Source organism: Corynebacterium frankenforstense DSM 45800 (genome assembly GCF_001941485.1).
Taxonomy (GTDB): domain Bacteria; phylum Actinomycetota; class Actinomycetes; order Mycobacteriales; family Mycobacteriaceae; genus Corynebacterium; species Corynebacterium frankenforstense.
Genome location: NZ_CP009247.1, coordinates 1,735,250 through 1,762,233, shown reverse-complemented (window position 1 = coordinate 1,762,233; position 26,984 = coordinate 1,735,250). Strand labels below are relative to the sequence as shown.

Below are 26,984 nucleotides of genomic sequence, written 5' to 3'. Positions count from 1 at the left end.
AGAACAATGGCAGAACGCATCGTCGTCGACCCGATCACCCGCATCGAGGGCCACCTGCGCATCGAGCTGGAGACGGAGAACGACAAGATCACCGACGCGTGGTCCGAGACCACGCAGTACCGCGGCATCGAGGACATCTGCCGCGGGCGCGACCCGCGCGACGTCTGGGCCTTCGTCGGCCGCATCTGCGGCGTGTGCACGGCCGTGCACTCGATCGCCTCGGTGCACGCCGTCGAGGACGCGATCGGCTCGCGGCCCCCGGAGCAGGCGCAGCTCATCCGCGACATGGTGCTCAGCTCCCAGGAGCTGCACGATCACGTCGTGCACTTCTACCACCTGCACGCCCTGGACTGGGTCAACGTGGTCGCCGCCGCCGAGGCGGACCCGAAGAAGACCGTCGAGTTCGCCCAGTCGATCGGCTCGAAGTGGAAGCTGAACTCCGAGGAGAAGTTCACCCAGGTCAAGAACACCCTCCAGGAGATCCTGGACTCCGGCCAGCTGTCGGTGTTCACCAACGGCTACTGGGAGCACCCGGACTACCGGCTGCCCCCGGAGGCGAACCTGATGGCCGTGTCCCACTACCTGGACGCGCTGCAGTTCCAGCGTTCGATCATCCGCATCAACACCGTCTTCGGCGGCAAGAACCCGCACCCGAACTTCCTGGTCGGCGGCATGGCCTGCTCGATCGACACGGAGAAGTCCGAGACGGTCAACCAGGTGCAGATCGACAAGATCCGCCAGTGGATCGAGGAGATCCACGAGTTCGTCAACGACTGCTACCTCCCGGACGCCCTGGCGATCATGGGCGTCTACAAGGACTACTTCGACATCGGGGCGGCGGCCCCGAACTTCCTGGCCGTCGGCATGGCCGGCACCGCCTACGTCGGCCACGACCTGCAGCAGCCGGTCTCGCTGGGCGACGACGGGGTGCGCCCCGGCGTCATCCTCGACGGCGACTACTCCAAGGTCCACCCGCTGGATCCGGACCTGATCAAGGAGTACATCTCCTCGGCCTGGTTCAGCTACGAGGAGGGCAACGACGTCGGCCTGCACCCCTCGGTCGGCGAGACTACGGCCGACTACACCGGCCCGGAGCCGCCCTACGAGTGGCTCGCGCACGCCGACGACGGGCGCTACACCTTCTCCAAGGCGCCGCGGTACGACGGCCGCCCCACCCAGGTCGGCCCGATCTCGCGCGTGCTCAGCGCCTACATCCAGGGCCACAAGCGCACGAAGGAGCTCGTCGACTCCGCGCTCAAGAAGTACGACATCAAGGTCTCCCAGCTGAACTCGACGGCCGGGCGCACACTGGCGCGCGCGGTGGAGTCGGTGACGGCCGCCGAGAAGCTGCGCGACGAGATCTTCCCCAAGTTCATCGACAACCTGCGCGGCGGGGACTTCGACGTCTTCGACAAGACCCACTGGGAGCCGAGCTCCTGGCCCGAGGAGGCCGACGGCTTCGCCATCGTCGAGGTCGCCCGCGGCTGCCTGAGCCACTGGGTCACCGTCAAGGACAAGAAGGTGGCCAACTACCAGGCCGTCGTGCCGACGACCTGGCTGGCCGGCGGCCGTGACCCGGAGGGCAACCGCGGCCCCTACGAGGAGTCGCTGGCCGGCGGCCACCCGCTGGTCGACCCGAAGCAGCCGCTCGAGGTCCTGCGCACCATCCACTCCTTCGACCCGTGCATGGCCTGCGGCGTCCACCTGCTGGACCCGGAGGGCAACGAGATATTCCAGGTGATGACAGAATGACCTCCTCGCTGCGCCGGGCGGCCTCGGACGCCCCCGCGATCCGCGTCTACCAGGCCTTCGCCCTGTCCCGGCTGGCGCCCACGGAGGTGCTCGCCGCCGCGGCCGCCGCGCCGGCGGGCTCCGACGACCCGGTCGACCGGGCGCTGGTCGGCTCGCTGCGCGCGAACCGTCAGGGCGTGGAGCCGGAGATCGTCCCGGACGACAAGTTCACCCCGGCGACCCCGGAGCGGCGCTACTCGCGCGCCGACATGGAGGACCGCGTGATCCTGCGCGGCGACCTCGAGTCGGTGGCCGAGGTCGCGGAGATGACCGGCGCCCAGCGCCGCCTGCTCAACCGCAACGTCCGCTCGATGGGCCGGATGGGCCGGCGCTGCCTCGGCGTGGCCGTGGCGGAGAAGGACCTGCTGGGCAACGTCGGGCCGATGCAGATGCAGGGCTTCGTGGCCATGTCCGTGGTCAAGGAGTCCGAGCTGGCCCGCGCCGTGGACAACAACACCCCGGAGTGGGTGCGCGTGGAGGTCTGGCCGACCGCCCTGCGCTGGCAGCACTGGATCAACCTGGCGCTGATCATCGCGCTGACGGTGACCGGCTACTTCATCATGGACCCGTTCTTCGGGCCCGACCCGGCCGCCGACACCGGCTTCCTGATGGGCTGGATCCGCTTCGCCCACATCGCCTGCGGCTTCGCCTGGTGCGTGCTGGCGCTGTGGCGGGTCTGGCTGCTGTGCGTGGCCAAGACCCGGCAGAACCGGTGGCGCTCCCTGTGGCCGATCTACAACATGGAGGACGCCAAGAACATGCTGCGCACGGCGCAGCACTACCTGTTCCTCGGCAAGGGACCGGCGCCCCTCTACGTCGGCCACAACGCGCTGCAGCAGTTCGCCTACACGGGCATCTACGCGCTCTCGGTCGTCCAGATCTTCACCGGCCTGGCGCTCTACGCGCTGCCCAAGCCGTCGGTCTGGTACTGGGACATCGTGCGCCTGCCGGTGGACCTGCTGGGCATCCCGTGGGTGCGCCTGATCCACGCGGCGATCATGTTCATCATCTGGGCGTTCGTGATCCTGCACGTCTACCTGGTCATCCGCGCCGACTCGGTGGAGAAGCACTCCGGCCTGTCCGCCATGCTCAACGGCGGCTACTGGCTGCACCGCGACGCCAACCCGGTCGACGGCCCGAGGATCGGCTGACGTGACCGTCCCCGGCAAGATCACCTGCCTGGCGGTGGGCAACACCATCATGGGCGACGACGGCATCGGCCAGGCGCTCCTCGAGCTCGTCCAGGACCGCGGCCCGGCCGGCGTGGACTACGTCGACGGGGCGATCGCGGGCCTGGAGCTGCTCGGCGAGTTCCAGGACGCCGAGCGCCTGCTGGTGCTCGACGCCGTGGCCGGCCCCGGCGTACCCGGCGAGGCCGTGCGGCTCGAGGGGGCGGACATCCGCCGCTTCATCCCGCAGAACGTCTCGCCGCACCAGGTGGGGCTGATGGACCTCTTCGGCGCGGCGCGCCTGCTCAACGACGAGCCGGACGAGCTGGTCGTCGTCGGGGTGGTCGCCGAGAAGATCGAGCTGGAGGTCGGCCTCACCGAGACCGCCCGCAGCGGTCTCGAGGCCGCTGCACAGCTCGCCCTCGACCAGCTCGCCGCCTGGACCTCGGGGCCCGCCGGCGCGGACGTCGAAGCCGCTGACGCTGACTGCACGGCCCGCGGTGACGGCACGGCCGGCGCTGACGGCGCGGCCGGCGCAGACGTCCCCGCTCAGTCCTCCGGGCCTGCCGCGCCGGAACCGCCGTCCCCGTCGGCGACGTCGACCCAGTCGAGCGTGAACTCGCGTCCGTGACGCAGGTCGGCGGTCGGGGTGTGGCAGACCGGGCAGGTCAGGTCGAAGAACTCGTCGATCTCCCGCTCGGTGGCGCACTGAGGGCAGTACACCGTCGCCGGCACGTCCGTGACCTCGAGGCGCGCGCCCTCGCACACGGTGCCCGCCCGCGCCACCGGCCACGCCCCGTGCAGCGCCTCGAGCACCACCCCGGAGCGGCGTCCCACGGTCAGGCCGACGGCCTCGACGGCGCGCCCGCCGGCGCTCGACTCGACGGCGGAGACCACCCCGGTCAGAAGACTCAGCTCATGCATGCCCCCATCCTAGGAACCGGAGCCTCCCTAGGATCGCGGGCAGGGGACGGGCGCCCCGGGACCCGCGCCGCGCGCCACCCCAGCAACACACCCGGCCCCGTGAGAGGAAGGACCCGGAAGCGATGACAAAGAAACTCCGCGTCGACCAGCTCGTCGACCCGGCCGGTGCGGTGGTGCACGTGCGCCACGAAGCCGCCGGTCAGATCGACGAGGCGGCCTTTGACCTGAGCGGCTTCCCGCGGGTGGACCCGATGCTCGTCGGGCGCACGACCGCGGAGGTTCCGCAGCTGGTCACCCGCCTGTGCGGCCTGTGCCCGGTCACCCACCACCTCGCCGCGATGCGCGCCCTCGACGACCTCGCGGGGATCGCGGTCCCGCCGCGCGCGCAGGCGGTGCGCTCGCTGCTGCACCACGGCTCGGTGCTCGACACGCTCGCCCCGAAGCTGCTGTTCACCCACCGTGAGCTGGCGGTGGAGCTCAAGCGCTTCGGCAAGCAGGTGCTCAAGGCCGCCGGCTGCCCCGGTCACTTCCCGGACGTCGCCGTGCCGGGCGGGGTGAACAACGACGCCGACACCTCGCTTGTCGACGTCGCGGTGCTCGCCGACCTGCGCGAACGTGCCGCCGACCTGCCGGGGCTCGCCGCCCCGGCCTTCGACGGCGCCGCCGACGTCTACCTCTGCGACGAAAACGGCGCCTGGGACCCGCTCGGTGCGTTCTTCGTCGTGGTCGCCGGCGAGACCCGCGAGATCCGCCCGGTCGTCGAGTTCCCCGAGCGGGTGCGCGAGTCGCGCCCGGGGGCGACCTCGCCGCGCCCGGAGGTGCTCCTCGGCGAAGACTGGCTGCCCTACCGCGTGGGGCCCGCCGCCCGGGTAACCAGCGGCGACCGCTTCGGCGTGGCCGACAGCCTCGACGGCGTGGCCGCCGCGCTCGAGAAGCTCGGCGGCCCCGCGGACGCGCCGGGTACGGAGTCGCACGCGCGGGACGCGGACTCGCACGCGCGGGACGCGCGGGCGTCGGAAAGCACGCCGGGCGACGCCGACGCGGCGCTGCGCGCCGGCGGCGACCACGACGACGTCGTCAAGCGTGCCGGGCGCGGCGTGGGCCTGGTCGACGGGCCGCGCGGGCTGCTCGCGCACGTCTTCGACGTCGACGCCGAGGGAAGGCTCACCGGCTGCTGGATCCTCACGCCCACCGCGCAGAACGAGCCGTGGCTGGCGGCGATGCTCACCGACGCGGCGCGCTCCGGCGCCGGGGAGGAGGGCATGGAACAGGCGATCCGCACGGCCGACCCGTGCCTGCCGTGCTCCTCGGCGCCGCCCGGGGCGATGCACGTGGAGGTCGCTACGATGGAACCCGGAGAAAAGGAGTAAGCGTATGTGCCTGGGAATCCCCGGAAAGGTGATCAAGACCGGTGAGGGCCTGATGCCGATGGGCCTCATCGACGTCGTCGGCGACGAGCGGCCCTGCTGCTTCGCCTACACCCCCGAGGTCGAGGTCGGCGACTTCGTGATGTTCCAGCACGGCTTCGCCGTCGACACCGTCGAGAAGGCCGAGGCCGAGGAGACGCTGCGCACCATACACGAGTTCGACATGCTCGGCGGATGAGCTCCTACCTGCTGCCCGTCGCGGGCGAGACGTTCCGCGGCGAAGACGAGATCAAGCGCTCCCGGTTCATCTGCCTGATCCGCCGGGTGCGAAACGAGGATGAGGCCCGAGCCTTCATCGACGCCACGCGCGCCGAGTTCCCGGACGCGCGCCACCACTGCTCGGCGTTCATCCACCACGTCGACGACGCCAACCCGGTCGAGCGCTCCTCCGACGACGGCGAGCCCTCCGGCACCGCCGGGCGCCCCATGCTCGAGCAGCTCAAAGGCTCCGGGATGCTGGATGTGGCCGCGGTGGTCGTGCGCTACTTCGGCGGGGTCAAGCTCGGCGCCGGCGGGCTGGTGCACGCCTACTCCAACGCCGTGGGCGACCTGCTGCCGAAGGTGCCGCGGGTCAGGCGGGTGCGCCGGCGTCTGTTCACCGTCGAGCTGCCGCATGCCGAGGCCGGCCGCGTCGAGGCCGACCTGCGCGCCCGCGGGGTCACCGTCACCGACGTCGCCTACGGAGCGGCGGTCACCCTGACCCTGGCCTGCGACCTCGACGGGGTCGAGGCGCTCTTCGCCACCCTCGCCGCGGTCACCGCCGGCGGGGCCGAGCCCGCCGAGGCCGGCACCGCCTGGATCGAGGTGCCGGTTTAAGGCGTGCGGCCCGCGGGCGGGGGAGCGGATAGAATCGTGCGCATGAGCATGCAGCGCTACCCCCGCAACCCCATCGAGGCCCGCAAGACCGCCGTGCGAACCTACTCGCGCAACGCCGCGGTCTGCGTCGGCGGCGGCGTGGTCGGCGGCATCGCGCTCGGCCTGCTGTTCACCAGCTGGACCTGGCTGATCATCGGCCTGGTCGTCGCGGTGGTCGGCGGCGGGTACTACTGGTCGCGGATCCGGAAGATCGTCAACCACAAGGACCAGTACTAAGACAGGGACGGCGCTCCGGCGTGGGCGCGGCGCGGGCGTCAAGCGCAGATGTCTGGGCCCTCGGGCCCAGATGTGACGGAGGATCGGACGATGGCGAAGAACGGCGGGGGACCCGGACGCGGGGAGCCCTCGGGGCTGCCGGTGCGCATCGACGTGTGGGTGTGGGCCGTGCGGCTGATCAAGACCAGGTCGGCGGCCGGCCAGGCCTGCCGGGCCGGGCACGTCAAGCTCAACGGGGCCTCGGTCAAGCCCGCCCAGCAGGTGGTGCCGGGCGACCGGGTGCGCGTGTGGGCCAACCACCACGAGGTCGACGTCGAGGTCACCGCGACCGTGCGCACGCGGGTCTCCGCACCCGTGGCGCGCAGCTGCTACATCGACCACACCCCGCCGCCCCCGCCGAAGGAGATCCTGGCGAGCATGCCGGTGCGCGACCGGGGCGCCGGGCGCCCGACGAAGAAGGAGCGCCGCGAGCTGGACCGGCTGCGCGGGCACTCCAGCCGCGACCGGCGGCGCTGACGCCCGCGCCGCGCCCCGGTGCCCCGGCCCGTCCTCCGGGAGGGGTATAACGGGCCGCATGACCAATCCCGCTGCGGCTACCGACACCTCCGACGAACGCGTCATCCGCGTCTGCGGCCTGATCGCCCGTCGCGACGACGGCGCGGTGCTGCAGGTGCGCAAGCGCGGCAGCGGGAAGTTCCAGTTCCCCGGCGGCAAGCCCGAGGCCGGCGAGAGCGAGGCCGAGACCATCCTGCGCGAGTGCGCCGAGGAGATCGGCTGCACCCCGGACCGGGAACGCATGGTGCGCCTGGGCAGCCTCTCGGCCCCGGCGGCCAACGAACCCGGCTTCACGGTGCGCGGCGAGCTGTGGCTGACCGACGAGGTCCTCGACGCCCGCCCGGACTCCGAGATCGCCGAGGCCCGCTGGCTCACCCCCGCCGAGCGCGAGGGACTCGAGCTCGCCCAGCTCTCGCGCACCGCGCTGGCGGGCCTGGATCGGCTGCGCGCCTGTGGCACGGCGACCGTCTACGCCGGCTCCGCCGAGGGCGTCGACCCGCGCGGCCGCACTCTGGCCGCGGGCCTGGGCGCAGGCCTCGCACGCGCCGGGGTGGAGGTCGCCTACGGCGGCGGTGCCGTCGGCCTGATGGGAGTGCTCGGTGACGCGGTGGTCGACCACGGCGGCCGCCTGCGCGGGATCATGCCGGACAGCATGATCGACGCCGAGATCGCGCACCCGCGCCTGAGCGAGCTGACGCGCACCCCCGACATGGCCGCCCGCAAGGCCGCGCTGCGCGAGGCCGCCGGGGTCGTCTTCGTGCTGCCGGGCGGCTCGGGCACCCTCGACGAGTTCTTCGAGACCTGGACCCTGCAGCAGCTCGGCAGCTTCCCGCACCCGATCGTGCTGCTGGGCACGGCCTACTGGACCCCGCTGGTCGACTACCTGCGCACCGTCGTCGGCGCCGGGTTCCTCTCGGGGAGGTACCTCGACCGCCTCATCGTCGCCGACGACCTCGCCTCCGCGGGCGCCGCGCTCACACAGTGGCAGACACCGGCGCCGAAGTACCCGCGCTAGGGGAGGGCGCCGAGGCAGCCGGGGTCCGGCCCGAACCGGGGTCGCGTCACCGAGGCCCGCCGGGCCGGGTTCCGCCCCGCCGGGCCCTAGGGCATGTTCGCCCGCAGCGCCTTGAGTCGACGCCGCAGCCGGCCGGGCCGCTGCCCGGGACGCCGGCCGGTCTCCCCGGTGCGCTCGATGTGCTTCTCGCCGAAGCGCGCCAGCAGCAGGTCGTCGATCAGGCGCACCTGGCCGGGCCGGTAACGGTAGGCCATCGCATGGCGCACCGCGTCGACGTCGGCGGCGGTGAGCAGCCGGCGCAGCTGGCCGACGGTGGTGATCCCGTTGGCGGCCAGCAGCTGGTTGAGCCACGGGTAGTCGTCGGACCGCGGCCGCGGGTAGCGCGTGCCGCCGACCACGGCGAGCACCCCGGGCAGCGTCTCCGGGGTCAGCTCGACGTCGTCGGCGGCGTCGACCTCGGCGCCCTGGATCGCGGCGATCTGGTCGAACTGCTGGTCCGCCAGCTCGATCAGGCCCGCGGCCAGGGTGAAGGCCCGGTCGACGCGCGGGTCGATGCCGTCGACGCCGGACTTGTAGCGGATGTCGTGCTCGAACTCGGCCCAGGCGTGCTGCAGCACGGTGCGGATCTGCACCTCGAAGGTCATCCCGGTGTACGCGTCGAGCTCGACGGCCTCGTGCGCGGTCTCGTCGACGGCGAGCACCAGGTGGTGCGAGCCGTAGCCGAAGGAGCCGGCGATGCGGGTCTCGGCGGTCTTGTCGACGCTGCGGCGCACGGTGAACGACTCGGTGAGCGTGTCGACGGCGCGCGGGATCTCCGTGGAGTGGAAGACCGTCACGCGCACGCCGACGACGTCGTGGATGTCCGTCCACGGCTCCGGGTAGGACGGCGTGCCGTCCTCACGGGTGCGCCGGGCCTTGTCCTTGAGCGAGCGCCACGTCTTCACACGCGCGACGACGCGGTCGAAGGTGACGCCGGCGTCGGTGAGCAGCTCCTCGATGGCGTCGGCGAACTCGACCTCGGCGTCGGGGTGGCGCCGCCGGAACTCGTGGTAGCGGTTGCCCAGCTCGGCGATGGTCTGGTCGTCCTGCTTGACGACGCCCGCGCCCGTCCCGCCCGGCGCACCCGTTGCGCGGGCTGCGCTTTTGCCGCCGCGGTTGCCCGCGGCGGGGGCTGCACCGGAAGGGGCGCTGTCCGCCTTGCTCTTCGCCTTGCCGGCCTCGGTGGGGGTGTTCGTCGGCCTGCCCTTGGCCTTGCCGGGAGCCTTGCCGGAGGACTTCCCGGAGGAACTCCCGGGGGCCTTGGCAGAGGGCTTGGGACCCCGGCCGGTCCTGCGCACGGCGCGGGCCGCCGCGGCCTTCTTGCGGTCCTTCTTCTTCGCGCCGGCCATCTAGGCCTTCGCCTCCCGGGCGGCGTCGGTGTCCGCGTCGGCGGGCACGAGGACCGCCGTGGGCAGCGCGGCGAAGAGCTCGGCGGCGTCGACGGTGCCGGAGAAGGTGCGCCCGGTGATCTTCTCGGTCCACTCGCCCTCGGGCAGGGTGACCGTGGTGCCGCGCCAGCCGCCGCGGTAGGCCAGCGACAGCGGGCGGCGCACCGCCAGCGCGATGACGCTGACCTTCGGCGGCTCCGGCTCGTCGAGGCCCTCCTCGCCGACGATGTCGGCGGCGTCCACGGCCTCGCCGCGGGCCATGCCGATCACGTGCGCGATGCCCGGGCCCTCGGCGAAGACGGCCTGGTAGTCGCCCTCGACGAAGGCCTCCGGGAAGGCGTGGCGCACCGTCAGCGCGGTGTGGGTGACGTACTGCTTGACCCGGTCCGGCGAGTCGAGCGCCGCGTGCCAGGCGGGGAAGACCTCCTCGATGAGCCCGCTCGGCTGCTTTTGCTCCTCGCCGGCGTCGGCGACGGTGCCGTCGGCCGCGGCGTCGGCACGCGCGGCGTCGTCAATCGCGTCGCCGGCGGCCAGGGCGGCGAAGTCGGGCGCGCCCGTGGCCAGGGTCTGCGCGCGGGCGGTGTAGTCGACGAAGCGGCGGTTGTCCGGGTCGACCAGCGAGCGGTCGACGTACTCGGTGCCCTGGTAGACGTCCGGGACGCCGGGACCGAGCAGCTGCAGGACCTTGCGGCCCAGGCTGACGGTGAGCGCGCCGTCGTCGAGCGCGGCGACAAAGGCCGTGATGCGGCTGGTCACCGGGCCGTCGACGAGCACGTCGATCCAGTCGAGCACGTTGGTCTCGAAGGCGGAGTCCTGGTCGAACCAGGTGGTGTGCACGCCCGCCTCGCGGACGGCCTTGAGCGCGTAGTCGCGCAGGCGCCCGCGCAGTTTCTCGGTGACCTGCCCGTCGGCCGGCCAGACACCGATGATGTTCTGCAGCAGGAAGTGGCCCGTGGCCGCGTCCGGGGCCGGCACCACGGAGGTGACCTCGCCGACGAACTCGGCGAAGTCGTTGGGGAACTCCGAGAGCTCGATGATGCGCGCGCGGGTGTCCTCGCTGCGCTTGGTGTCGTGGGTGGTCAGCGTCGTCATCGCGCGCGGCCACAGGCGGGCGCGCTCCTGCTGGAGCAGGTGGAACTCGGCCGCTGAGACGCCGAAGCGCCCGGGCGCGCCGCCGACCTCCTGCAGGGGGACCAGCCGGCAGGCCCGGTAGAACAGCGTGTCCTCGACACCCTTGGCCATGACGGCGCCGCAGACCTGGGCGAAGCGGGTCATCGCCTCGCCGTCGTCGGCCAGCAGCGCCGCGGAGATCAGGTCGAGGGCGTCCCGGCGCGAGGGGAAGCGCTGCGACATCTCCGCGACCACGGTGGCCGTCACGCGCGACAGCGACAGGTAGTCCGCGCGGTAGACGGGCATGGCGGCGACCAGGTGCATGATCGTGGAGACCAGGCGGTCCTCGGAGACGTTGGAGCCGGCGGTGGAGAAGTTGTCGCGGCGGATGGCCCGGGCCAGGCGGCGCACCTCGGCGGCGAGCTCGAACTCGGCCACCCCGTGCTTGAGCTGGTGCTCGCTGGCCTCGATGGCCTGCGCGTTCCAGGTGGAGCCGGACTGCTCGAGGGCGAGCATGGACAGCGAGTCCTCGGCGGCGCGGTTGACGAAGACCCCGTCGAGCTCGCGCAGCGCGTCGTAGCCGGTGGTGCCGTCGGCGGGCAGGCGGGCGTCGAGCGGCTCGTCGACGCCGAGGATCTTCTCGACGACCAGCCAGCGCTCCGGGCCGATCAGGCGGCGCAGGCGGCGCAGGTACTGGAACGGGTTGGCCATGCCGTCCGGGTGGTCCACGCGCACGCCGTCGATGAGGCCCTCGCGGCACAGCTGGCGCAGCACCCGGTGGCTGGCGCGGAAGACCTTCGGGTCCTCCTGGCGGATGCCCGCCAGCCCGTTGACGGAGAAGAACCGGCGGTAGGAGATGACCCCCTCGCGCCAGTACATCAGCCGGTAGTGCTGGCGGGAGTGCACGGCCACCGGGTCGTCGTCCGGGCCCGAGCAGGTGCCGGGGGCGACGGGGAAGACGTTGTCGTAGTAGGCGAGCACGACGTCGTCGGAGCCGTCCTCGGCGGCGCGCTCCTCGAGGCCGGCCGGGTAGGCGTCGTCGCCGCGGGCGACGAGCGTGAGCGCCTCGACGTCGTCCGGCGAGCCGAGCACCGGCAGGCCGAGGCGGCCGTCGGCGCCGTTGTCGTCGTGCCAGTCGATGTCGAAGAAGTCCTCCCAGGCGGAGTCGCGCCCGTGCTTGAGCGTGTCCCACCACCAGGGGTTCAGGTAGGCGGTGTCCACGCCGAGGTGGTTGGGCACCAGGTCGACGATCACCCCCATGCCGGCCTCGCGGGCGGCGGCGGACAGGCGACGCAGCCCCTCGATGCCGCCGAGGGCCGGGTTGACCTCGGTGGGGTCGACGACGTCGTAGCCGTGGTTGGACTCGGCCGGGGCGGACAGGATGGGGGAGAGGTAGAGGTGGCTGATCCCGAGGTCCTTCAGGTACGGGATCTGCGCGCGGGCGTCGTCGAAGGTGAAGGCGCGTCCGGCCCCGTCGGGGTCGGCGGCGGGCCCGCGCAGCTGCAGGCGGTAGGTGGCGGTGATGTCTCGGTTGACCACGTCGGCTCAACAATCCTTCCCATGCGATCCTTACTCCCTCACAGGCTAGTGGCCACCGCGGCGGCGTGTCCGGAGACGAGCCGCGGGAAGCCGCGGGCGTACTCGATGAACCGCCCGCTCAGCGCCGTTTTCCCGGCCTGCTTGGCCTCGGCGCGGGCCCAGTCGCCCAGGGCGTGCGCCCCGATTTCCGACGTCGCGACGAGCACCCCGCGGCGCGGGGCGACGTAGCGCGGTGTGGCGCCCGTGAGGCGGTGCAGATGCGCGTGCAGCACGGCGAAGGTGCGCGGGTGGGCCAGCCAGGCGGTGGGGTCGGTGCCGCCGTGGACGGCGACCTGGAGCGCGCCGGGCGGGGCGTGCGTGCACAGCCGGGTGGCCGGGCGGGTGAGGAAGCGCAGCCCGTACTCGGTGCGCGCGGCGGCCAGCAGCGTCTCGCAGGCGACCAGCCACGCGCGGTGCAGGCTCAGTCCCGCGGCGGCGAGGTCCCCGTGGGCGGCCGGACGGCCGTCGATGCGCATCCCGGCGGTCAGCTCCCGGGAGAGCGCGACGGTGGCACGCCGGCGGGCGAAGGCGGCCTCGCCGAGGCCGGGCACGCGCGCGGGTGCGGCGATCAGCTCGGGCACCAGGCGCGGTGGGTTGCGCGTCGGGGGCTGCGGCGCGTCGGCCGGCGGGCGGTGCGGGTGGGGTGGGCCCGGCGGCGGGCGGTGCAGGCCTGCCGGGCGGTGCGGGGACGGGTGCACGGGGACTCCTCGGATCGGGTGCTCTCACCCGTATCCGACTGCCCGCACCCGCCCGGCGGTTCCCGCGGTGGTGGCACGGGGCTGGTGGCACCCCCGGGGCCCGGTGCGTCTAGAAGGGCGGTTCCTCGTCGAGGCCGAGGGCGGCCAGCAGGTCGGCGGCGGGCCAGATCTGGATCTCCTGGCCCTTCTCCTGCAGCTCGCGGGCGCGCTTCTCCTTGGAGGTCGTCGAGGCCCAGGAGCCGACGACCAGGATGGTCGTCTTCTTGGTGACGTTCTTGCCGATCTTCGCGCCGTGGTGGGCCAGGCCCGCCCACAGCTGCCCCTTGTCGAAGGGCTCGAAGTCACCGGTCAGGGTGACGTTCTCGCCGAAGAGCACGCCCTCGGGGTCGGCGTCCGGGTTCGGCTCCGGGATCGTGTCCGGGGTGGCCACCGCGGCCCAGGGCGCCGGCCCGCGCGAGCCGCCGGACTTCCCGCCTTTCTTTCCGCCGGACTTGCCGGACTTGCCGCCCTTGCCCGAGCCGGAGGACTCGTTGCGCGCGGTCGCCGAGAGCTCGGCGGTGGAGATCAGGGCCTCCTGGACGGCGTTCGAGGTCTCGGCCTCGGCGGTCCCGGAACCCGAACCGGCCTCGGCCCCGGCGGCGGAGGCACCGGTGTCAGCGGCGCCGGCCGTTGAGTCGCCGGAGCTCTTCGCCCTCGAACCGGAGGACTTCGCGGTCTCCGCCGCGGCCCCGGAATCAGTCTTGGAATCGGCGCCGTCGCCCGCGCCGGCCAGGGCACGGCGCTGGGCGGCCACGGCCGCACCGGAGAGATCGTGCAGGACCGGGTAGACGGTGCCGTCGGCACGCACCTCGCCGAGGGTGAGCCCCCGGTCGTGGAAGAGGTCGGCGACGTCCCCGCCGTGCCCGAAGGAACGCGCCAGGCCCGCCAGCACGCCCGCCACGCGCGCCGGGCCCTCGCCCTGCACGCCGAGCGCCTCGGCCAGCCCGGAGAGCGTGTGGTCCTCGGCCGGCGGGTCCAGGCGGGCGGCGCGGGCCAGTGCCAGCGTGCAGCCGAAGGACACGGGGCCGGAGATCAGACCCGCGCGCACCAGCTCGCCGAGGACCAGCTGGGCGTTGTGGGTCACCAGCACACGGGAGCCGAGCGCGTCGGCAAGCCCTGCGGCGTCGGAGATCTCCTTCTCCTCCCCGGCGACGCCGTCGGCGACCTCGGCCACGGCCACGGACTCCACCGGGCCGGAGTTGCCGTCGCGCAGACGCACGTCGGCGACCACGCAGTCGAGCCCCGGCACCGGGATCGCGGCGGCGTCGTCGGCCGGGGTCTCGCCGCGCACGGCCGCGCGCACGGCCTCGGCGAAGAACTCGGCCTCCGCGCCCTGGTGCGGCGCGAAGCGCACCGCCACCGTCCCGTCGGCGCAGGTCAGTCGCACCGCACCGGGGAGGTACTCGTCCGGGGCGACGAGCGCGACGTCGTCAATCCCCGATACGTCGAGCACACGCTCCGGCGCCCCCGCCAGGGAGGCGGCCAGGAGAGTGCGGGTGAGCGTGACCTTCTCGCGGGTCACGGTGAGGGTGGCGTCGAGAGCGGGAATCACGCACTACAGACTACATCGACTCCTTCTTCGGGCGATCCGGGTCGTCCTCGCCGAAGTCGGGCGCGGCGGTCTGCTTGAGCACGATCGTCGAGCGCGCCGGGACGGTCAGGGTCGTCTCCGCGGCCCACTCCGTCTCCTTGTCCGAGGGCACACCCTCCGGCTCCGTGGTGTCGACCATCAGCTGCCAGCCGCGGCCGAGCTCGCGGCGCGGCAGGGTGAAGTCGATGTCCTCGTAATGGGCGTTGAACATCATCAGGAAGGAGTCGTCCACGATGCGGTTGCCGTGGCGGTCCGGCTCCTCGATGTTGTTGCCGTTGAGGTAGACCATCAGGGCCTTGCCGAACTGGAAGTTCCAGTCGTCCTGGGTCATCATCGTGCCGTTCGGCACCAGCCACGCGATGTCGCGGTCCAGCGCGTCCGTGCCCAGCGGGCCGCCGGCGAAGAACCGGCGGCGGTGGAAGACCGGGTGGTGGTCGCGGATCTCGACCAGCCGGCGGGTGAAGCTGTGCAGCGCCGCATTGTCCTCGAGCTGCTGCCAGTCCATCCAGGCGATCTCGTTGTCCTGGCAGTAGACGTTGTTGTTGCCGCCCTGCGTGCGCGCCATCTCGTCGCCGTGGCTGATCATCGGCGTGCCCTGGCTGAGCAGCAGGGTCGTCATGAAGTTGCGGATCTGCTGGCGGCGCAGGTCCAGGATCTCCTTGTCGTCGGTCGGGCCCTCGGTGCCGCAGTTCCAGGAGCGGTTGTGGCTCTCGCCGTCGCGGTTGTCCTCGCCGTTGGCCTCGTTGTGCTTGTCGTTGTAGCTCACCAGGTCATGCATGGTGAACCCGTCGTGGGCCGTGATGAAGTTGATCGAGGCGGTCGGGCGGCGGTCGTTGTGGTCGTAGAGGTCCGAGGAACCGGTCAGACGCGAGGCGAACTCGCCCAGCGTCGACGGCTCGCCGCGCCAGAAGTCGCGGACCGTGTCGCGGTACTTGCCGTTCCACTCCGACCACAGCGACGGGAAGTTGCCCACCTGGTAGCCGTTCTCGCCGACGTCCCAGGGCTCGGCGATCAGCTTGACCCGGGAGACGATCGGGTCCTGCTGGACCAGGTCGAAGAAGGTGGCCAGGCGGTCGACGTCGCCGAACTCGCGGGCCAGGGTGGAGGCCAGGTCGAAGCGGAAGCCGTCGACGTGCATCTCGGTGACCCAGTAGCGCAGCGAGTCCATGATCAGCTGCAGCGAGTGCGGGTCGCGCACGTTGAAGGAGTTGCCGGTGCCCGTGTAGTCCATGTAGTGGCGCGGGTCGTCCTCGACCAGGCGGTAGTAGGCGCTGTTGTCGATGCCGCGGAAGCTCAGCGTCGGGCCCATGTGATTGCCCTCGGCGGTGTGGTTGTAGACCACGTCGAGAATGATCTCCATGCCCGCGTTGTGGTACGCGCGCACCATCGACTTGAACTCGGCCACCGCGCCGCCCGGCTCCGCGGAGTGGGCGTAGTGCTGCTCCGGGGCGAAGAAGCCCAGGGTGTTGTAGCCCCAGTAGTTGCGCAGGCCCAGCTCACGCAGCCGGTCGTCCTGGTAGAACTGGTGCACCGGCATCAGCTCGACTGCGGTGACACCCAGGTCCTTCAGGTAGTTGATCACGGACTGGTGCGCCATGCCGGCGTAGGTGCCGCGCAGGTGCTCCGGGACGTCCGGGTGCGTGGCCGTCATGCCCTTGACGTGGGTCTCGTAGATGACGGTGTGGTGGTCCGGGATGCGCGGGTGCTTGTCGCCCTCCCAGTTGTAGTAGGGGTTGATGACCACCGAGAGCATGGTGTGGCCCAGCGAGTCATCCTCGTTGCGGCCCTCCGGGTTGTCCGGGTCGTTGATGTCGTAGGAGAACAGGGATGCGTCGCCGTCGTACTCGCCGTCGAAGGCCTTCGAGTACGGGTCGACGAGCAGCTTGCTCGGGTCGCAGCGGTGGCCGGCGTCCGGGTCGTAGGGGCCGTGGACGCGGTAGCCGTAGCGCTGGCCGGGCTGGATTCCCGGGATGTAGCAGTGCCAGTTGTGGTTGTCGGTCTCGGTGAGTTCGACGCGGGTCTCCGCGCCGTCCTCGTCGATGAGGCAGAGCTCTACTTTGTCCGCGATCCGGGAAAAGATGGAGAAGTTCGTTCCGGAGCCGTCGTAGGTGGCGCCGAGCGGCTGCGGGTTGCCGGGCCAGATAGACAGCGACGGGTTGCTCTGTGAGTGCATGTCACCGATTTTAGTCGCAGATCCCGGCCTAAATCGATTCGGCGTGCGGGCTCGTGGCCCGTTCTCGGTGGCGGATGCCGTGGTAGCGGGCCTGGACGCCGGTGCCCGTGGGGTGCGCGGGGCCCGGCGTGTCGGGGCGCGGGTGCGGCGCGCGGGCCCCGGCGTAATGGGGGAGGGGCGTGTCCCGTGTCAATGCGCGGCGGGGGAAGGCGGGGGTGCCGCTATTGCGCGGCGCCGGCGAGGATCGTGGCCACGCCACGGTCGAAGGCGGCCGCGGCGGCCTCCTCGTCCACCGGTTCGCCGTCGGCGTCGGCGGCCAGCTGGCGGGCGGCCTGCTCGGAGACCACCGCGCCGATGCCGAAGTGCAGCAGCACCAGCGCTGCGTCCGGGTCCACGCCCTCGGCGGCGACGGCCGCGGAGACGCGCTCGAGCACCTCCGCCTGCAACGGCGGGGTGGACAGCGCGGAGGAGACGACGTCGGCGCCGTCGCGGTGGGCGAGCACCGCGGAGCGGAAGCTGCGCAGCAGGTCGCCGACGGCGGGGGCCTCGGACCGCTCCCCGTCGGGGTCCAGCACGGGTGCGAGGATGCTGCGCGCCATCGCGGCGATGAGCTCCTGCTTGTTGCTCAGGTGCCAGTAGAGCGCGCCCGGGGCGACGTCGAGGGCGCCGGCGACGCGACGCATCGTGACGTCGGCGAGCCCGTACGCGTCCAGGAGCTCGAGCGCGGTGTCGAGGATGAGGGAACGGTTCAGGGCCACACCGACAGTTTACGCGCAGAACGTCCCCGGAGAACCGCGGTCGGGGCTGGTATGGTCAGCGGCGCACATAAATCAGCGGACCTCGCGCGGGCGTCCGCCTCGGAGAAACGGAAGCCGGTTCACAGATGCTCACTTCCCACCGCACCAGGATCCTGGCCGTCGTCACCGCCGCCGCCCTCACCCTGACGGCCTGCGGCGGCGACGACGCAGCGGACACCGCCGCCCAGGCCGGCTCGACCGAAAGCACCGGCGGCGCGGTCCTGCACGACGGTGACGGCAACGCCGCCGACGGCGACGGGAACGCCGACGGCCGGGACGACAAGGGGGCGAAGGTCGGCAGCAAGGCCGGCTCGGGCGCCGAGGGCTCCGGCTCGGGCGACGGCGAGGTTCCGCAGGTGGGTAACCCGTTGGAGGGCGATCTGCAGATCGAGAAGCAGGAGCCGGTCGACGGCGAGGCCGCCGGTGAGCAGGACGCCGCGGAGATCACCGCCGTCATCGACAGCTACTTCGGCGCCCTCGGTAACCCGGACACCAAGGTCTCCGACCTGGCCGGCACCATCATCGACAACTCCTGCTCGGCGGTACTCGACGCGGCCGGAGGCCCCGAGGAGATCCGGAACGCCTACTCCGTGGACGCCACGCTGGGCGAGGCCGGCATGCCTGGCGGCACCCACACCGTCGAGGACGTCCGCGTCGACGGCGACAACGCCTCGGCCTTCGTGAACTTGACTATGGGAGGCGCCCAGGAGTCCAATTACGTGCGCCTCGTGCGTGAAGACGGCCGGTGGCTGATGTGCGACAGGTAGTCAACGCCGCGGCCGCCGTCTTCGCGGTCGCCGTCACCGCCTACGCGCTGCTCGGCGCGGTCTCCGGCCTGGTGCGTCCGACCTTCAGTCTGGACCCCGAGGGCGTGGCCGCCGGGGTCGGTGCGCCCTTCGGCTTCTGGATCGCGCTCGTCGGGCTGGTCTGCGTGACCGCGGCCCTGTGTGCCCTGGCGACCTACCGTCTCTTCCCGCGCGTCCGCGGCATCGCGATGCTGCTGTGGACCGCCGTCGTCGCGGTCGTGGGCACCCGCGTGTTCGCCGCGACCGGCGATCTGGTCGCCTACTGGCTGGCGGATCCGCCCGGGCGGCTGCCGGTCTCCCTGACCCCGGGCACGGTGACCTTTGTCGCCGCCGCCTTCTGCGCGGCGATCTTCTACTGGTGCGCCGGGCTCGTCGACCTCGAGCCGGAGCCGAAGGGCCCGGAGGGGTCGAAGGATGAGACCCGGGCCGGTGACGCAGACGGGGACGGGAAGGTCGCGGTCGGCGCAGGCGCCGTCTCACCCGCTGGCTCCACCGCCCGTGGACCCGCCGGCGCCCCCACCGACGGCGCCACCACCGCCGGCGCCACCGTGGACCGCTCCGACGTCTCCGACGTTCCCGGCGGCTCCGCCCGCCGGGAGGCCTAGAACCCCGGGCCGCGGCGCCGCAGCGCGCCGACCCCGCCGAGCTCGGTGGAGACCGTGTGCACCGCGCGCAGCACGGCCGCGATCCCGCCCGTGACCGCCCCGTGCAGCTGCGCGGGGTTGAGCCCGGCCGTCACCGCCAGCGCGAATTCCGTGCGCACCTCGAGGCCCGCCTCGGCGCGGCTGGTGAACGCGCGGGTCAGCGCGGAGACCGCCGTCCAGTCGTTGCACACCAGCCGCGCGCGCAGCTCCTCCTCGACGCCGGGGCCGGGGCCCCAGTGCGCGGTGATCAGCAGGTGCGGGCCCTCCTCGAGGGTCAGCCCCACCAGGGTCGCGCCCACCCAGGCGGCCACCACGTCCGGGCCCGCCCAGGTGGCGGGCACGCCCTCGGCGGCCAGCAGCCCGAGCAGGCGGTCCGGGGTCACCGGGCTCGTCTCCCGCGGCGCCACGGCCCCGTCCGGGGTGGCCAGCAGGTACGGCGGCGCCTCGGTGCCGCCCGGCGGCGGGGCGGCCAGCGCCACGGCGTCCATGTCGAAGGCCGTCGCCTCGTCCGCGTCGTCGCCGGTGTTCGTCCCGGTCTCCCGCAGCGCGGGGAAGCGGGCGGCCAGTGCGTCGACGGCCAGCTGGGCGGCGGTCAGCTCCAGCCCGACGGCCTCGGCGAGCTGTTCGTCGGTCAACCCCGCGGCCACCGGCACCGCGGCCCGGCCGTGCACGGCCAGGGAGCCGTCGCCGTTGTGGCGGAAGTAGAGGGAGGGGCTGATGCGGGTGCGGTTCCACGCGTCGATCTCCGCGGCCAGGTCCGTGGCCTCCTCCAGCGGCAGGTCCGCGCGGGCCTGGCTGGCCAGCACCAGCAGCGGGGTGCCGCCGGGGCTGGTCAGGTAGGCCAGCGTGCGGTGGTGGGGGAAGGGGATGAGCAAGCGGTCGTGCTCGGCGTAGTAGTGGTACCCGAAGCTGGCGGCTGCGGCGTTGAGTCGGGCCAGGGTGACGCGCGCGGGGGTGCGCCGCGGCGGGCGGTGTCGGTGGGGCACGGGGTCCTCCTCGGGGGTCCGGAGGGGCGGACGGGGGATCGTGTTCCTGGTCGAAACATCACTCTAGTGTCCCCGCGGGGGTGGGTGTGGCGTTTCATGCAACCCCCGGTCCATACAATGAGGCCTGTCACTGTCAACGAGGAATTTGTCCCCTGAGAGGTGGAGTCCCCAATCATGCTCACCGTCACGGACCTGACCGGCCGCGAGCCGGGCGTAGCCGAGCTGCGCCGGGTGCTGCCGCGCGGCGGCACCGACGTCGCCGCGGTCCTGCCCAAGGTCCAGCCCATCGTCGAAGACGTCCGTTCCCGCGGCGCCGAGGCCGCCCTCGAGCTCGGCGAGCGCTTCGACCATGTGCGCCCGGGGTCCGTGCGCGTGCCACGTGAGATCGTCGACGCCGCGGTGGCCGCCCTCCCGGACGACGTGCGCGCCGCGTTGGAGCAGGCCATCGAGCGCATCCGCAAGGTGCACGCCGAGCAGGTGCCGGCCCCGCACACCACCACGCTCGCCGAGGGCGCGGAGGTCACCGAGGTCTTCCACCCGATCGAGCGGGTGGGCCTCTACGTGCCCGGCGGCAAGGCCGTCTACCCCTCCAGCGTGCTGATGAACGTCATCCCCGCCCAGGAGGCCGGCGTGTCCACCCTGGTGGTGGCCTCCCCGCCGCAGGTGGACAACGACGGCTGGCCGAACCCGACGGTGCTGGCCGCCTGCTCGCTGCTCGGCGTCGACGAGGTCTGGGCCACCGGTGGCGCGCAGGCCGTGGCCCTGCTGGCGTACGGCGACGAAGCCGCAGGCCTCGAGCCGGTGGACATGGTCACCGGCCCCGGCAACATCTTCGTCACCGCCGCCAAGCGCCTGGTGCGCGGTGTCGTCGGCACCGACGCCGAGGCCGGCCCCACCGAGATCGCGGTGCTCGCCGACGACTCGGCCGACCCGGTCTATGTCGCCTACGACCTGATCAGCCAGGCCGAGCACGACCCGATGGCCGCGAGCGTGCTCATCACCGACTCCCGTGAGCTGGCCGAGGCCGTCGACCGCGAGATCGAGCGGCGCTACACCGTCACCCTCAACGCCGAGCGCGTGGCCGAGGCGCTCACCGGAGCCCAGTCCGGCATCGTGCTCGTCGACGACGTCGACGCCGGCGTGCGCGTGGCCGACGCCTACGCCGCCGAGCACCTCGAGGTGCACACCCGCAACGCCCGCGAGGTCGCCGAGCGCGTGCGCCACGCCGGTGCGATCTTCGTCGGCCCCTACTCGCCGGTGCCGCTGGGCGACTACGCCGCCGGCTCCAACCACGTGCTGCCGACCTCCGGCACCGCGCGCTTCAGCGCGGGGCTGAGCTCGCACACCTTCCTGCGCCCGGTCAACCTCATCGAGTACAGCGCCGACGCGCTCGCCGAGATCGCCGGCACCATCGTCACCCTGGCCGACGTCGAGCGCCTGCCCGCCCACGGCGAGGCCGTGCGCGCCCGCGGTGCCGGGACGGGCGCCGACGCGGGCACCGCCGACGACGCGGAGGGGGAGAAGTAGATGGGGACCGACAACGCGAACCGCCACCTGCCGGGCACCGTCGCCGCCGGGGTCGGCCTCGAGGCGCTGCCGCTGCGCGAGGAGCTGCGCGGGCAGAGCCCCTACGGCGCCCCGCAGCTGGACGTGCCGGTCAGGCTGAACACCAACGAGAACCCCTACCCGCCGTCGAAGGCGCTCGTCGACGACCTCGTCGCCGAGGTCGCCCGCCTCGGCGCCACGCTCAACCGCTACCCGGAGCGCGACGCCGTCGAGCTGCGCGACGCCCTGGCCGCCTACGTCAGCGGGCAGACCGGCGTGGCCGTCACCCGCGACAACGTCTGGGCCGCCAACGGCTCCAACGAGGTCCTCCAGCAGCTGCTGCAGGCCTTCGGCGGGCCGGGCCGCAGCGTGCTGGGCTTTCAGCCGAGCTACTCGATGCACCCGATCCTGGCCGCCGGCACGCAGACCGAGTTCATCGACTGCCCGCGCGGGGCGGACTTCCGCATCGACGCCGAGGCCGCGCTGGCCGCCATCGCCGAGCACGCCCCGGACATCGTCTTCGTCACGACCCCGAACAACCCGACCGGCGAGGTCACCGACCTCGACGTCATCGAGCGCATCATCGCCGCCGCGCCGGGCATCGTCGTCGTCGACGAGGCCTACATGGAGTTCTCCGACAGCCCCTCGTCGTGCACGCTGCTGGCGAAGTACCCGACCAAGCTCGTCGTCTCGCGCACCATGTCCAAGGCCTTCGACTTCGCCGGCGGGCGCCTCGGCTACTTCGTGGCCGCCCCCGCCTTCGTCGAGGCCGTCATGCTCGTGCGCCTGCCGTACCACCTCTCGGTGCTCTCGCAGGCCGCCGCGCTCGTCGCGCTGCGCCACAGCGACGAGACCCTGGCGACCGTGGCCAAGCTCTCCGCCGAGCGCGACCGCGTGGCCGCGAAGCTCACCGAGCTGGGCTACCGGGTCCAGGACAGCGCGTCGAACTTCATCTTCTTCGGCGACTTCGCCGACCAGCACGCCGTCTTCGAGGCCTTCCTCGAGCGCGGGGTGCTCATCCGCGACGTCGGCGCGACCGGTCACCTGCGCGTGACCGTCGGCCTGCCCGAGGAGAACGACACCTTCCTGGCCGTGGCCGCCGACCTCGCCCACCACGGCGTCGGCAATGACGACGACCCCCACGCACAAGGAGCCGCACAGTGACCGCACACCGCACCGCCGCCGCGCACCGCAGGACCGGCGAGACCGACATCTCCGTCGAGCTGGACCTCGACGGCACCGGCGTCAGCCGCATCGACACCGGCCTGCCGTTCTTCGACCACATGCTCACCGCCTTCGCCACCCACGGCGCCTTCGACCTGACGGTCACCGCGGAGGGCGACACCGAGGTCGACGCCCACCACACCGTGGAGGACACCGCGATCGTGCTCGGCCAGGTCCTCGCCGAGGCCGTCGGCGACAAGGCCGGCATCCGCCGCTTCGGCCAGCGCCAGCTGCCCATGGACGAGACCCTGGTCGAGGCCGTCGTCGACTTCTCCGGCCGCCCCTACTTCGTGATGACCGGCGAGCCGGAGCACATGGTCCACCAGGTCATCGGCGGCCACTACGCCACCGTGATCAACCGGCACTTCTTCGAGTCGCTGGCCCTGAACTCGCGGATCACCCTGCACGTGATCTGCCACTACGGCCGCGACCCGCACCACATCACGGAGGCGGAGTACAAGGCCGTGGCCCGTGCGCTGCGCGAGGCCACCGAGCACGACCCGCGCGTGCACGGGGTGCCCTCGACGAAGGGGGCCCTGTAACCCGTGGGCACGACTGCTACAGTTGCGGCGGTCCTCGCCGCGGCGGAGGAGACCGACCAGGCCAGCCCCTGGCCGATCTACTTCATGTTCGCCGTGGCGGGTCTCATGGTCGGGGCGACGATCTCGGCCTACCAGAATGACGCGAAGAAACTCACCGTCTTCTGCGCCCTGGTCGCGGCGGCGGCCGTGGCGGCGGCGGTGGTCATGCTGATCGGAGGAGTGAGGTAAGTGGCTGTGCAGGCTCTGTCCCGTGCTGAGATCGAGAAGCTCGACAGCATCTGGAAGAGCCCCGGCTACATACCCACCCTCCTCGCCGTCGCCTGCGCCTTCGGCAGCTGGTCCGTCCTGCTGCCGGTGGTGCCGCTGGCGGTGATCGACTCCGGCGGCTCGGAGACCCTGGCCGGCTGGACCACCGGCGCGTTCATCGTGACCACGGTGGCCACCCAGGTCTTCACCCCGCGGCTGTTGCGCCGCTTCGGCTACACCCCGGTGATGGCCGTGGCCGCCTTCCTGCTCGGCGTGCCCGCCCTGGGCTACATGCTCGGCATGTCCGCCGGGCCCGCCCTGGGCTTCTCCGCCCTGCGCGGCTTCGGCTTCGGCGCGCTGACCGTCGCCGAGTCCGCCCTGATCGCCGAGCTGGTGCCCGTGCGCTTCCTGGGCAAGGCCTCCGGCATGCTCGGCGTCTTCCTCGGCGTGAGCCAGATGCTCTGCCTGCCGCTGGGCCTGGCCCTGGTCAACGCCGGCCTCGGCTACAACTCCAGCTACATCGTCGGCGCGGTCATCGCCGTCGGCGCGGCGCTGCTGTGCCTGCGCATCCCCGCGGTGCGTCCCGGCGGCGAGGACAGCAGCGAGCCCTCGGCCTACGAGCACATCGACGAGTCCGGCCCGAAGGTGCCCACCTGGAAGCTGGTGACCGTGCCCGCGGCCGCCATCATGACCGTCTCGATGTCCTTCGGCGCGGTCTCGACGTTCCTGCCGGCCGCGGTCAAGGAGCTCGACCCGGTCACCGGTGCGGTCATCGGCGGCTTCATGCTCTCGATCGTCGGCGGCGCCTCGATGGTCTTCCGCTACGCCTCGGGTGTCATCGCGGACCGCCGCGGCATGCCCGGCTCCACGATGCGCCCCGGCCAGGCCCTGGCCGTGGTCGGCGTGGCGCTGATGGCCGTGGTCATGTTCGCCGACTGGTCGGTGTGGTGGCTCGTGGTCGCGGCGATCTGCTTCGGCGGCGGCTTCGGCGTGGTGCAGAACGAGGCGCTGCTGACGATGTTCATGCGCCTGCCGCGCTCCCGGGTCTCGGACGCCTCCGCGATCTGGAACGGCGCCTACGACTCCGGAACCGGCGTCGGCTCCGTCATCTTCGGCATGGTCGCCGCCGGCGCGGCCTACTCCGACGCCTTCGCGATGGGCGCGGCCGTGATCGCCCTGGGCCTGCTGCTCACCTTCGCCGACGCCGTGCTGGGCCGCCACCGCATCGCCGAGCACTCCAACACCCGTGCGCGCCTGCGCCAGGTGCCGGTGGCGCGCCGGGCGGTGCGTGGCGCGCGTGCTTTACGACGTCGCGCGGCCGACGCCCCCGTCGACGTCGCCGCCCTGCTGCGCCGCCGCCCGCCGCGCCCCGGCTGGAAGGAGCGCGAGGACGGCGAGGGCGGGGACGACTCGGCCGCTCGGCGCGACTGACCGCCAACTTCGTCGCGCCGCGCCTGTGCGCCGGCGCCGCGTGGCGCGACGTCGGCAATCGCGCTACTCCTCGAGCTCCGCGAGCAGCGCGTTGGGCGCCTCGAGCTCGCCCTCGCGCCAGGCCTCCACACCCTCGCGCACGGCGAGTGCGGCGACCACCAGCGCGGCGACCGGGTCGGCCCACCACCAGCCGAGCAGCGCGTTGGCCAGCAGGCCCACCAGCACCGTCACCGACAGGTAGAGGCACAGCAGCAGCTGGCGCGAATCGGCCATGACGCTGGCCGAGCCCAGCTCGCGGCCGGTGCGGAACTCGACGAAGGCCAGCGCGGGCATGACCAGGATGCTGGCCACCGTGATCGCGATGCCCAGCCGGCTGTGCTCGGGGGCGGCCCCGCCGCTCAGGGTGAGCACCGAGTCGACGGCGACGTAGGCCGCGAGCGCGAAGAAGGCGAGCGCCACCGCGCGGACGGTGACCTTCTCGCGGGCCTCCGGGTTCCTCGCGGAGAACTGCCAGGCCACGGCCACCGCGGAGGCGACCTCGATGACCGAGTCCAGCCCGAAGGCGATCAGCGCGCCCGAGGAGGCCCCGGCGCCGGCGGCCAGCGAGACCAGCGCCTCGACGACGTTGTAGCTGATCGTGACCGCCACGATCAGGCGCACCCGCCGGTTCAGGCGGGCGCGGCGCGCCGGGGCGAGGGCGACGCGCGGGCCGCGCGCGGCGTGCGGGGACCGCGGGGCGGGGGATGCGGGCTGATCTGCGGTGGACACGCCCCAGATCCTAGGCCGCGCCGGGGACGGGGGCGCGGGCGGCCCGGCGGGCGCGCCGACTAAGATCCCACGCATGCAGGAGTGCCCCGAGAACCAGACCGCCGACCGGCAGCACGCGCCGCACCGTAGGAGCGTGGTGCTCCTCGACTACGGGGCGGGCAACCTCCGCTCCGCCGAGCGCGCCCTCGAGCGCGCCGGAGCCGAGGTGACCGTGACCTCCGACCCGAAGCTCGCCGTCGCGGCCGACGGGCTCGTCGTGCCCGGCGTGGGCGCCTTCTCCGCGTGCATGGCCGGCCTCAACGCCGTGCACGGCCCGCGCGTGATCGGCCAGCGCCTCGCCGGCGGCCGCCCGGTGCTGGGCATCTGCGTCGGGCTCCAGGTCATGTTCGACTACGGCGAGGAGCACGGCGAGCACGCGAGGGGCTGCGGGCAGTGGCCGGGCACCGTCGAGAAGCTGCACAGCGCGATCCTGCCGCACATGGGCTGGAACACCGTCGAGGTCGCCGAGGGCTCCGAGATGTTCGCGGGCGTCGCCGACGAGCGCTTCTACTTCGTGCACTCCTACGGCGTGCGCGACTGGGAGCTGGTCACCGACGGGCTGACCGAGGCGCCGAAGGTGCACTGGGCCAGCCACGGCGGCGACCGCTTCGTTGCCGCCGTCGAGAACGGCCCGCTGTGGGCCACGCAGTTCCACCCGGAGAAGTCCGGCGACGCCGGGGCCGCGCTGCTGCGCAACTGGCTGGCGAGCTTCTAGAACCCCGATTGCCGACGTCGCGCCACGCGCCGTCGGCGCGTACCTGCGGCGCCGTGCACTCGGCGGGGTCGTCGGTGCCTAGGCGGGCCCGACGGGGTCCCCGGAGAGCGCCCCGGCGACGTGGTAGGCCTGGCCGACGTGCTGGATGGCGTCGTCGACCAGCGAGACCAGCCGCACCCCGCGGGTGACCGGCGGGTCCCAACGGTTGTCGATGACCTCGTCGAGGTCGGCCTCGCTCAGGCCGCGGGCGTAGGCGTCGAAGGCGTCGCAGACGGCGTCGAGGTAGGCCACGAGCAGGCCCTGGTCCCCGACGTGGATCGTGCGGGCCTGCTCGGGGGTGTGGCCGAGGCCGAAGTCGTCGTCCGAGTCCGGCAGCCCGAAGCGGGTGTCGAAGCCCTGCGCGGACCAGACCTGGCCCTTCTCGGTCAGCTCGGCGAGCTGGACGTCGATCTCGCGGGCGGCGTGCCAGAGCAGCCAGGCGATCGAGTTGGGGTGGCCGGCCGGGTGGGCGTTGAGCTCTCCGGCGTCGAGGTCGGGCAGCGCGTGCGCGGCCAGGCGCGGCCGCGAGGCGAACTCGCGCAGGATGTCGAGGGCGTTCATGAGGTGCTCCTTTCGCCGGCCCCGCTGGGCGGGGCGGGGGTCGTGGTGCGGG

General features: G+C 72.7%; 27 protein-coding genes. 17 read left to right on the top strand and 10 right to left on the bottom strand.

All coding sequences use genetic code 11. The features are described 5' to 3' along the window. Positions 1–6: 6 nt before the first annotated feature. The 3 genes from CFRA_RS07750 to CFRA_RS07740 are packed head-to-tail and all read left to right on the top strand — an operon-like array spanning position 7 to position 3,591. Positions 7–1,752 carry a nickel-dependent hydrogenase large subunit gene (locus CFRA_RS07750; protein ID WP_075664173.1) on the top strand — a complete coding sequence of 582 codons (1,746 nt, stop codon included), beginning with the start codon at positions 7–9 and terminating at the stop codon, positions 1,750–1,752. Continuing rightward, positions 1,749–2,942, top strand: coding sequence for a Ni/Fe-hydrogenase, b-type cytochrome subunit (gene cybH / locus CFRA_RS07745; protein WP_075664172.1), 1,194 nt, complete (start codon positions 1,749–1,751; stop codon positions 2,940–2,942). Before CFRA_RS07750 ends, cybH begins: the two co-directional genes overlap by 4 nt. 1 nt (position 2,943) lies before the next feature. Beyond that, complete coding sequence (locus tag CFRA_RS07740; protein ID WP_075664171.1) at positions 2,944–3,591, top strand: hydrogenase maturation protease; 648 nt, start codon at positions 2,944–2,946, stop codon at positions 3,589–3,591. Here the strand turns inward: CFRA_RS07740 and CFRA_RS07735 are convergent. Beyond that, positions 3,510–3,884 (bottom strand): hydrogenase maturation nickel metallochaperone HypA/HybF, encoded by a 375-nt coding sequence (locus tag CFRA_RS07735; RefSeq protein ID WP_075664170.1) that lies wholly within the window; start codon positions 3,882–3,884, stop codon positions 3,510–3,512. The two genes, CFRA_RS07740 and CFRA_RS07735, sit on opposite strands and share 82 nt — an antisense overlap. 122 nt (positions 3,885–4,006) lie before the next feature. On the opposite strand from CFRA_RS07735, the gene CFRA_RS07730 reads away from it, so the two are divergent. The 6 genes from CFRA_RS07730 (at position 4,007) to CFRA_RS07705 (ending at position 7,973) form a co-directional block, all read left to right on the top strand. Then, entirely contained in the window at positions 4,007–5,254 is a 1,248-nt protein-coding gene (locus CFRA_RS07730; protein WP_075664169.1) for a nickel-dependent hydrogenase large subunit, read from the top strand. Between the two features lie 4 nt (positions 5,255–5,258). Further along, positions 5,259–5,489, top strand: coding sequence for a HypC/HybG/HupF family hydrogenase formation chaperone (locus CFRA_RS07725; RefSeq protein WP_075664168.1), 231 nt, complete (start codon positions 5,259–5,261; stop codon positions 5,487–5,489). After that, complete coding sequence (locus CFRA_RS07720; RefSeq protein ID WP_075664167.1) at positions 5,486–6,127, top strand: IMPACT family protein; 642 nt, start codon at positions 5,486–5,488, stop codon at positions 6,125–6,127. The genes CFRA_RS07725 and CFRA_RS07720 overlap by 4 nt, the downstream gene beginning before the upstream one ends. A 42-nt stretch (positions 6,128–6,169) precedes the next feature. Then, positions 6,170–6,403, top strand: a complete 234-nt coding sequence (locus tag CFRA_RS07715) for a hypothetical protein (RefSeq protein WP_075664166.1) — start codon at positions 6,170–6,172, stop codon at positions 6,401–6,403. A gap of 90 nt (positions 6,404–6,493) precedes the next feature. Then, on the top strand, positions 6,494–6,919 hold the full coding sequence (locus tag CFRA_RS07710) for an RNA-binding S4 domain-containing protein (RefSeq protein ID WP_075664165.1): 426 nt from the start codon (positions 6,494–6,496) through the stop codon (positions 6,917–6,919). 58 nt (positions 6,920–6,977) lie between these two features. Then, a complete protein-coding gene (locus CFRA_RS07705; RefSeq protein WP_083666902.1) occupies positions 6,978–7,973 on the top strand; it encodes a TIGR00730 family Rossman fold protein in 996 nt (331 codons plus the stop codon). Between the two features lie 86 nt (positions 7,974–8,059). On the opposite strand, the gene CFRA_RS07700 is transcribed toward CFRA_RS07705, so the two are convergent. The 6 genes from CFRA_RS07700 to CFRA_RS07675 form a co-directional block, all read right to left on the bottom strand. After that, positions 8,060–9,046, bottom strand: a complete 987-nt coding sequence (locus tag CFRA_RS07700) for a GTP pyrophosphokinase (RefSeq protein ID WP_075664953.1) — start codon at positions 9,044–9,046, stop codon at positions 8,060–8,062. A 315-nt stretch (positions 9,047–9,361) separates the two neighbouring features. Then, positions 9,362–12,049 carry a malto-oligosyltrehalose synthase gene (gene treY, locus CFRA_RS07695; protein ID WP_075664164.1) on the bottom strand — a complete coding sequence of 896 codons (2,688 nt, stop codon included), beginning with the start codon at positions 12,047–12,049 and terminating at the stop codon, positions 9,362–9,364. Positions 12,050–12,087: 38 nt separating this feature from the next. Then, a complete protein-coding gene (locus tag CFRA_RS07690; protein ID WP_075664163.1) occupies positions 12,088–12,786 on the bottom strand; it encodes a hypothetical protein in 699 nt (232 codons plus the stop codon). Positions 12,787–12,895: 109 nt separating this feature from the next. Next, on the bottom strand, positions 12,896–14,377 hold the full coding sequence (locus CFRA_RS11885) for a hypothetical protein (RefSeq protein WP_245797521.1): 1,482 nt from the start codon (positions 14,375–14,377) through the stop codon (positions 12,896–12,898). Between the two features lie 10 nt (positions 14,378–14,387). Continuing rightward, positions 14,388–16,589 carry a glycogen debranching protein GlgX gene (glgX, locus tag CFRA_RS07680; RefSeq protein WP_075664162.1) on the bottom strand — a complete coding sequence of 734 codons (2,202 nt, stop codon included), beginning with the start codon at positions 16,587–16,589 and terminating at the stop codon, positions 14,388–14,390. A gap of 221 nt (positions 16,590–16,810) precedes the next feature. Beyond that, positions 16,811–17,347 carry a TetR family transcriptional regulator gene (locus CFRA_RS07675; RefSeq protein ID WP_075664161.1) on the bottom strand — a complete coding sequence of 179 codons (537 nt, stop codon included), beginning with the start codon at positions 17,345–17,347 and terminating at the stop codon, positions 16,811–16,813. Positions 17,348–17,472: 125 nt separating this feature from the next. On the opposite strand from CFRA_RS07675, the gene CFRA_RS07670 reads away from it, so the two are divergent. Then, positions 17,473–18,153, top strand: coding sequence for a nuclear transport factor 2 family protein (locus CFRA_RS07670; protein WP_075664160.1), 681 nt, complete (start codon positions 17,473–17,475; stop codon positions 18,151–18,153). Beyond that, entirely contained in the window at positions 18,132–18,797 is a 666-nt protein-coding gene (locus tag CFRA_RS07665; RefSeq protein WP_156887987.1) for a hypothetical protein, read from the top strand. The genes CFRA_RS07670 and CFRA_RS07665 overlap by 22 nt, the downstream gene beginning before the upstream one ends. Here the strand turns inward: CFRA_RS07665 and CFRA_RS07660 are convergent. Continuing rightward, positions 18,794–19,822, bottom strand: a complete 1,029-nt coding sequence (locus CFRA_RS07660; RefSeq protein ID WP_075664158.1) for a YbjN domain-containing protein — start codon at positions 19,820–19,822, stop codon at positions 18,794–18,796. The two genes, CFRA_RS07665 and CFRA_RS07660, sit on opposite strands and share 4 nt — an antisense overlap. A 174-nt stretch (positions 19,823–19,996) precedes the next feature. Between CFRA_RS07660 and hisD the strand changes: the two genes are divergently transcribed. The 5 genes from hisD to CFRA_RS07635 are packed head-to-tail and all read left to right on the top strand — an operon-like array spanning position 19,997 to position 24,810. Further along, a complete protein-coding gene (gene hisD, locus CFRA_RS07655; protein ID WP_075664157.1) occupies positions 19,997–21,349 on the top strand; it encodes a histidinol dehydrogenase in 1,353 nt (450 codons plus the stop codon). Next, on the top strand, positions 21,350–22,531 hold the full coding sequence (locus CFRA_RS07650) for a histidinol-phosphate transaminase (protein WP_075664156.1): 1,182 nt from the start codon (positions 21,350–21,352) through the stop codon (positions 22,529–22,531). It begins immediately after the preceding gene. Continuing rightward, complete coding sequence (gene hisB / locus CFRA_RS07645) at positions 22,528–23,133, top strand: imidazoleglycerol-phosphate dehydratase HisB (protein WP_075664155.1); 606 nt, start codon at positions 22,528–22,530, stop codon at positions 23,131–23,133. The genes CFRA_RS07650 and hisB overlap by 4 nt, the downstream gene beginning before the upstream one ends. A gap of 3 nt (positions 23,134–23,136) precedes the next feature. Further along, complete coding sequence (locus CFRA_RS07640; protein ID WP_075664154.1) at positions 23,137–23,361, top strand: hypothetical protein; 225 nt, start codon at positions 23,137–23,139, stop codon at positions 23,359–23,361. Then, on the top strand, positions 23,362–24,810 hold the full coding sequence (locus CFRA_RS07635; protein WP_156887986.1) for an MFS transporter: 1,449 nt from the start codon (positions 23,362–23,364) through the stop codon (positions 24,808–24,810). It abuts the gene before it with no gap. A gap of 63 nt (positions 24,811–24,873) precedes the next feature. Here the strand turns inward: CFRA_RS07635 and CFRA_RS07630 are convergent, their stop codons facing one another. Next, positions 24,874–25,482, bottom strand: a complete 609-nt coding sequence (locus CFRA_RS07630) for a cation efflux transmembrane domain-containing protein (RefSeq protein WP_075664951.1) — start codon at positions 25,480–25,482, stop codon at positions 24,874–24,876. 169 nt (positions 25,483–25,651) lie between these two features. Here CFRA_RS07630 and hisH point away from each other — a divergent pair, with 169 nt between their 5' ends. Next, entirely contained in the window at positions 25,652–26,332 is a 681-nt protein-coding gene (gene hisH, locus CFRA_RS07625) for an imidazole glycerol phosphate synthase subunit HisH (protein ID WP_075664153.1), read from the top strand. Between the two features lie 78 nt (positions 26,333–26,410). Here hisH and CFRA_RS07620 read toward each other — a convergent pair whose 3' ends face one another. Next, positions 26,411–26,932, bottom strand: a complete 522-nt coding sequence (locus tag CFRA_RS07620) for a mycothiol transferase (protein ID WP_075664152.1) — start codon at positions 26,930–26,932, stop codon at positions 26,411–26,413. Positions 26,933–26,984 lie beyond the last annotated feature (52 nt).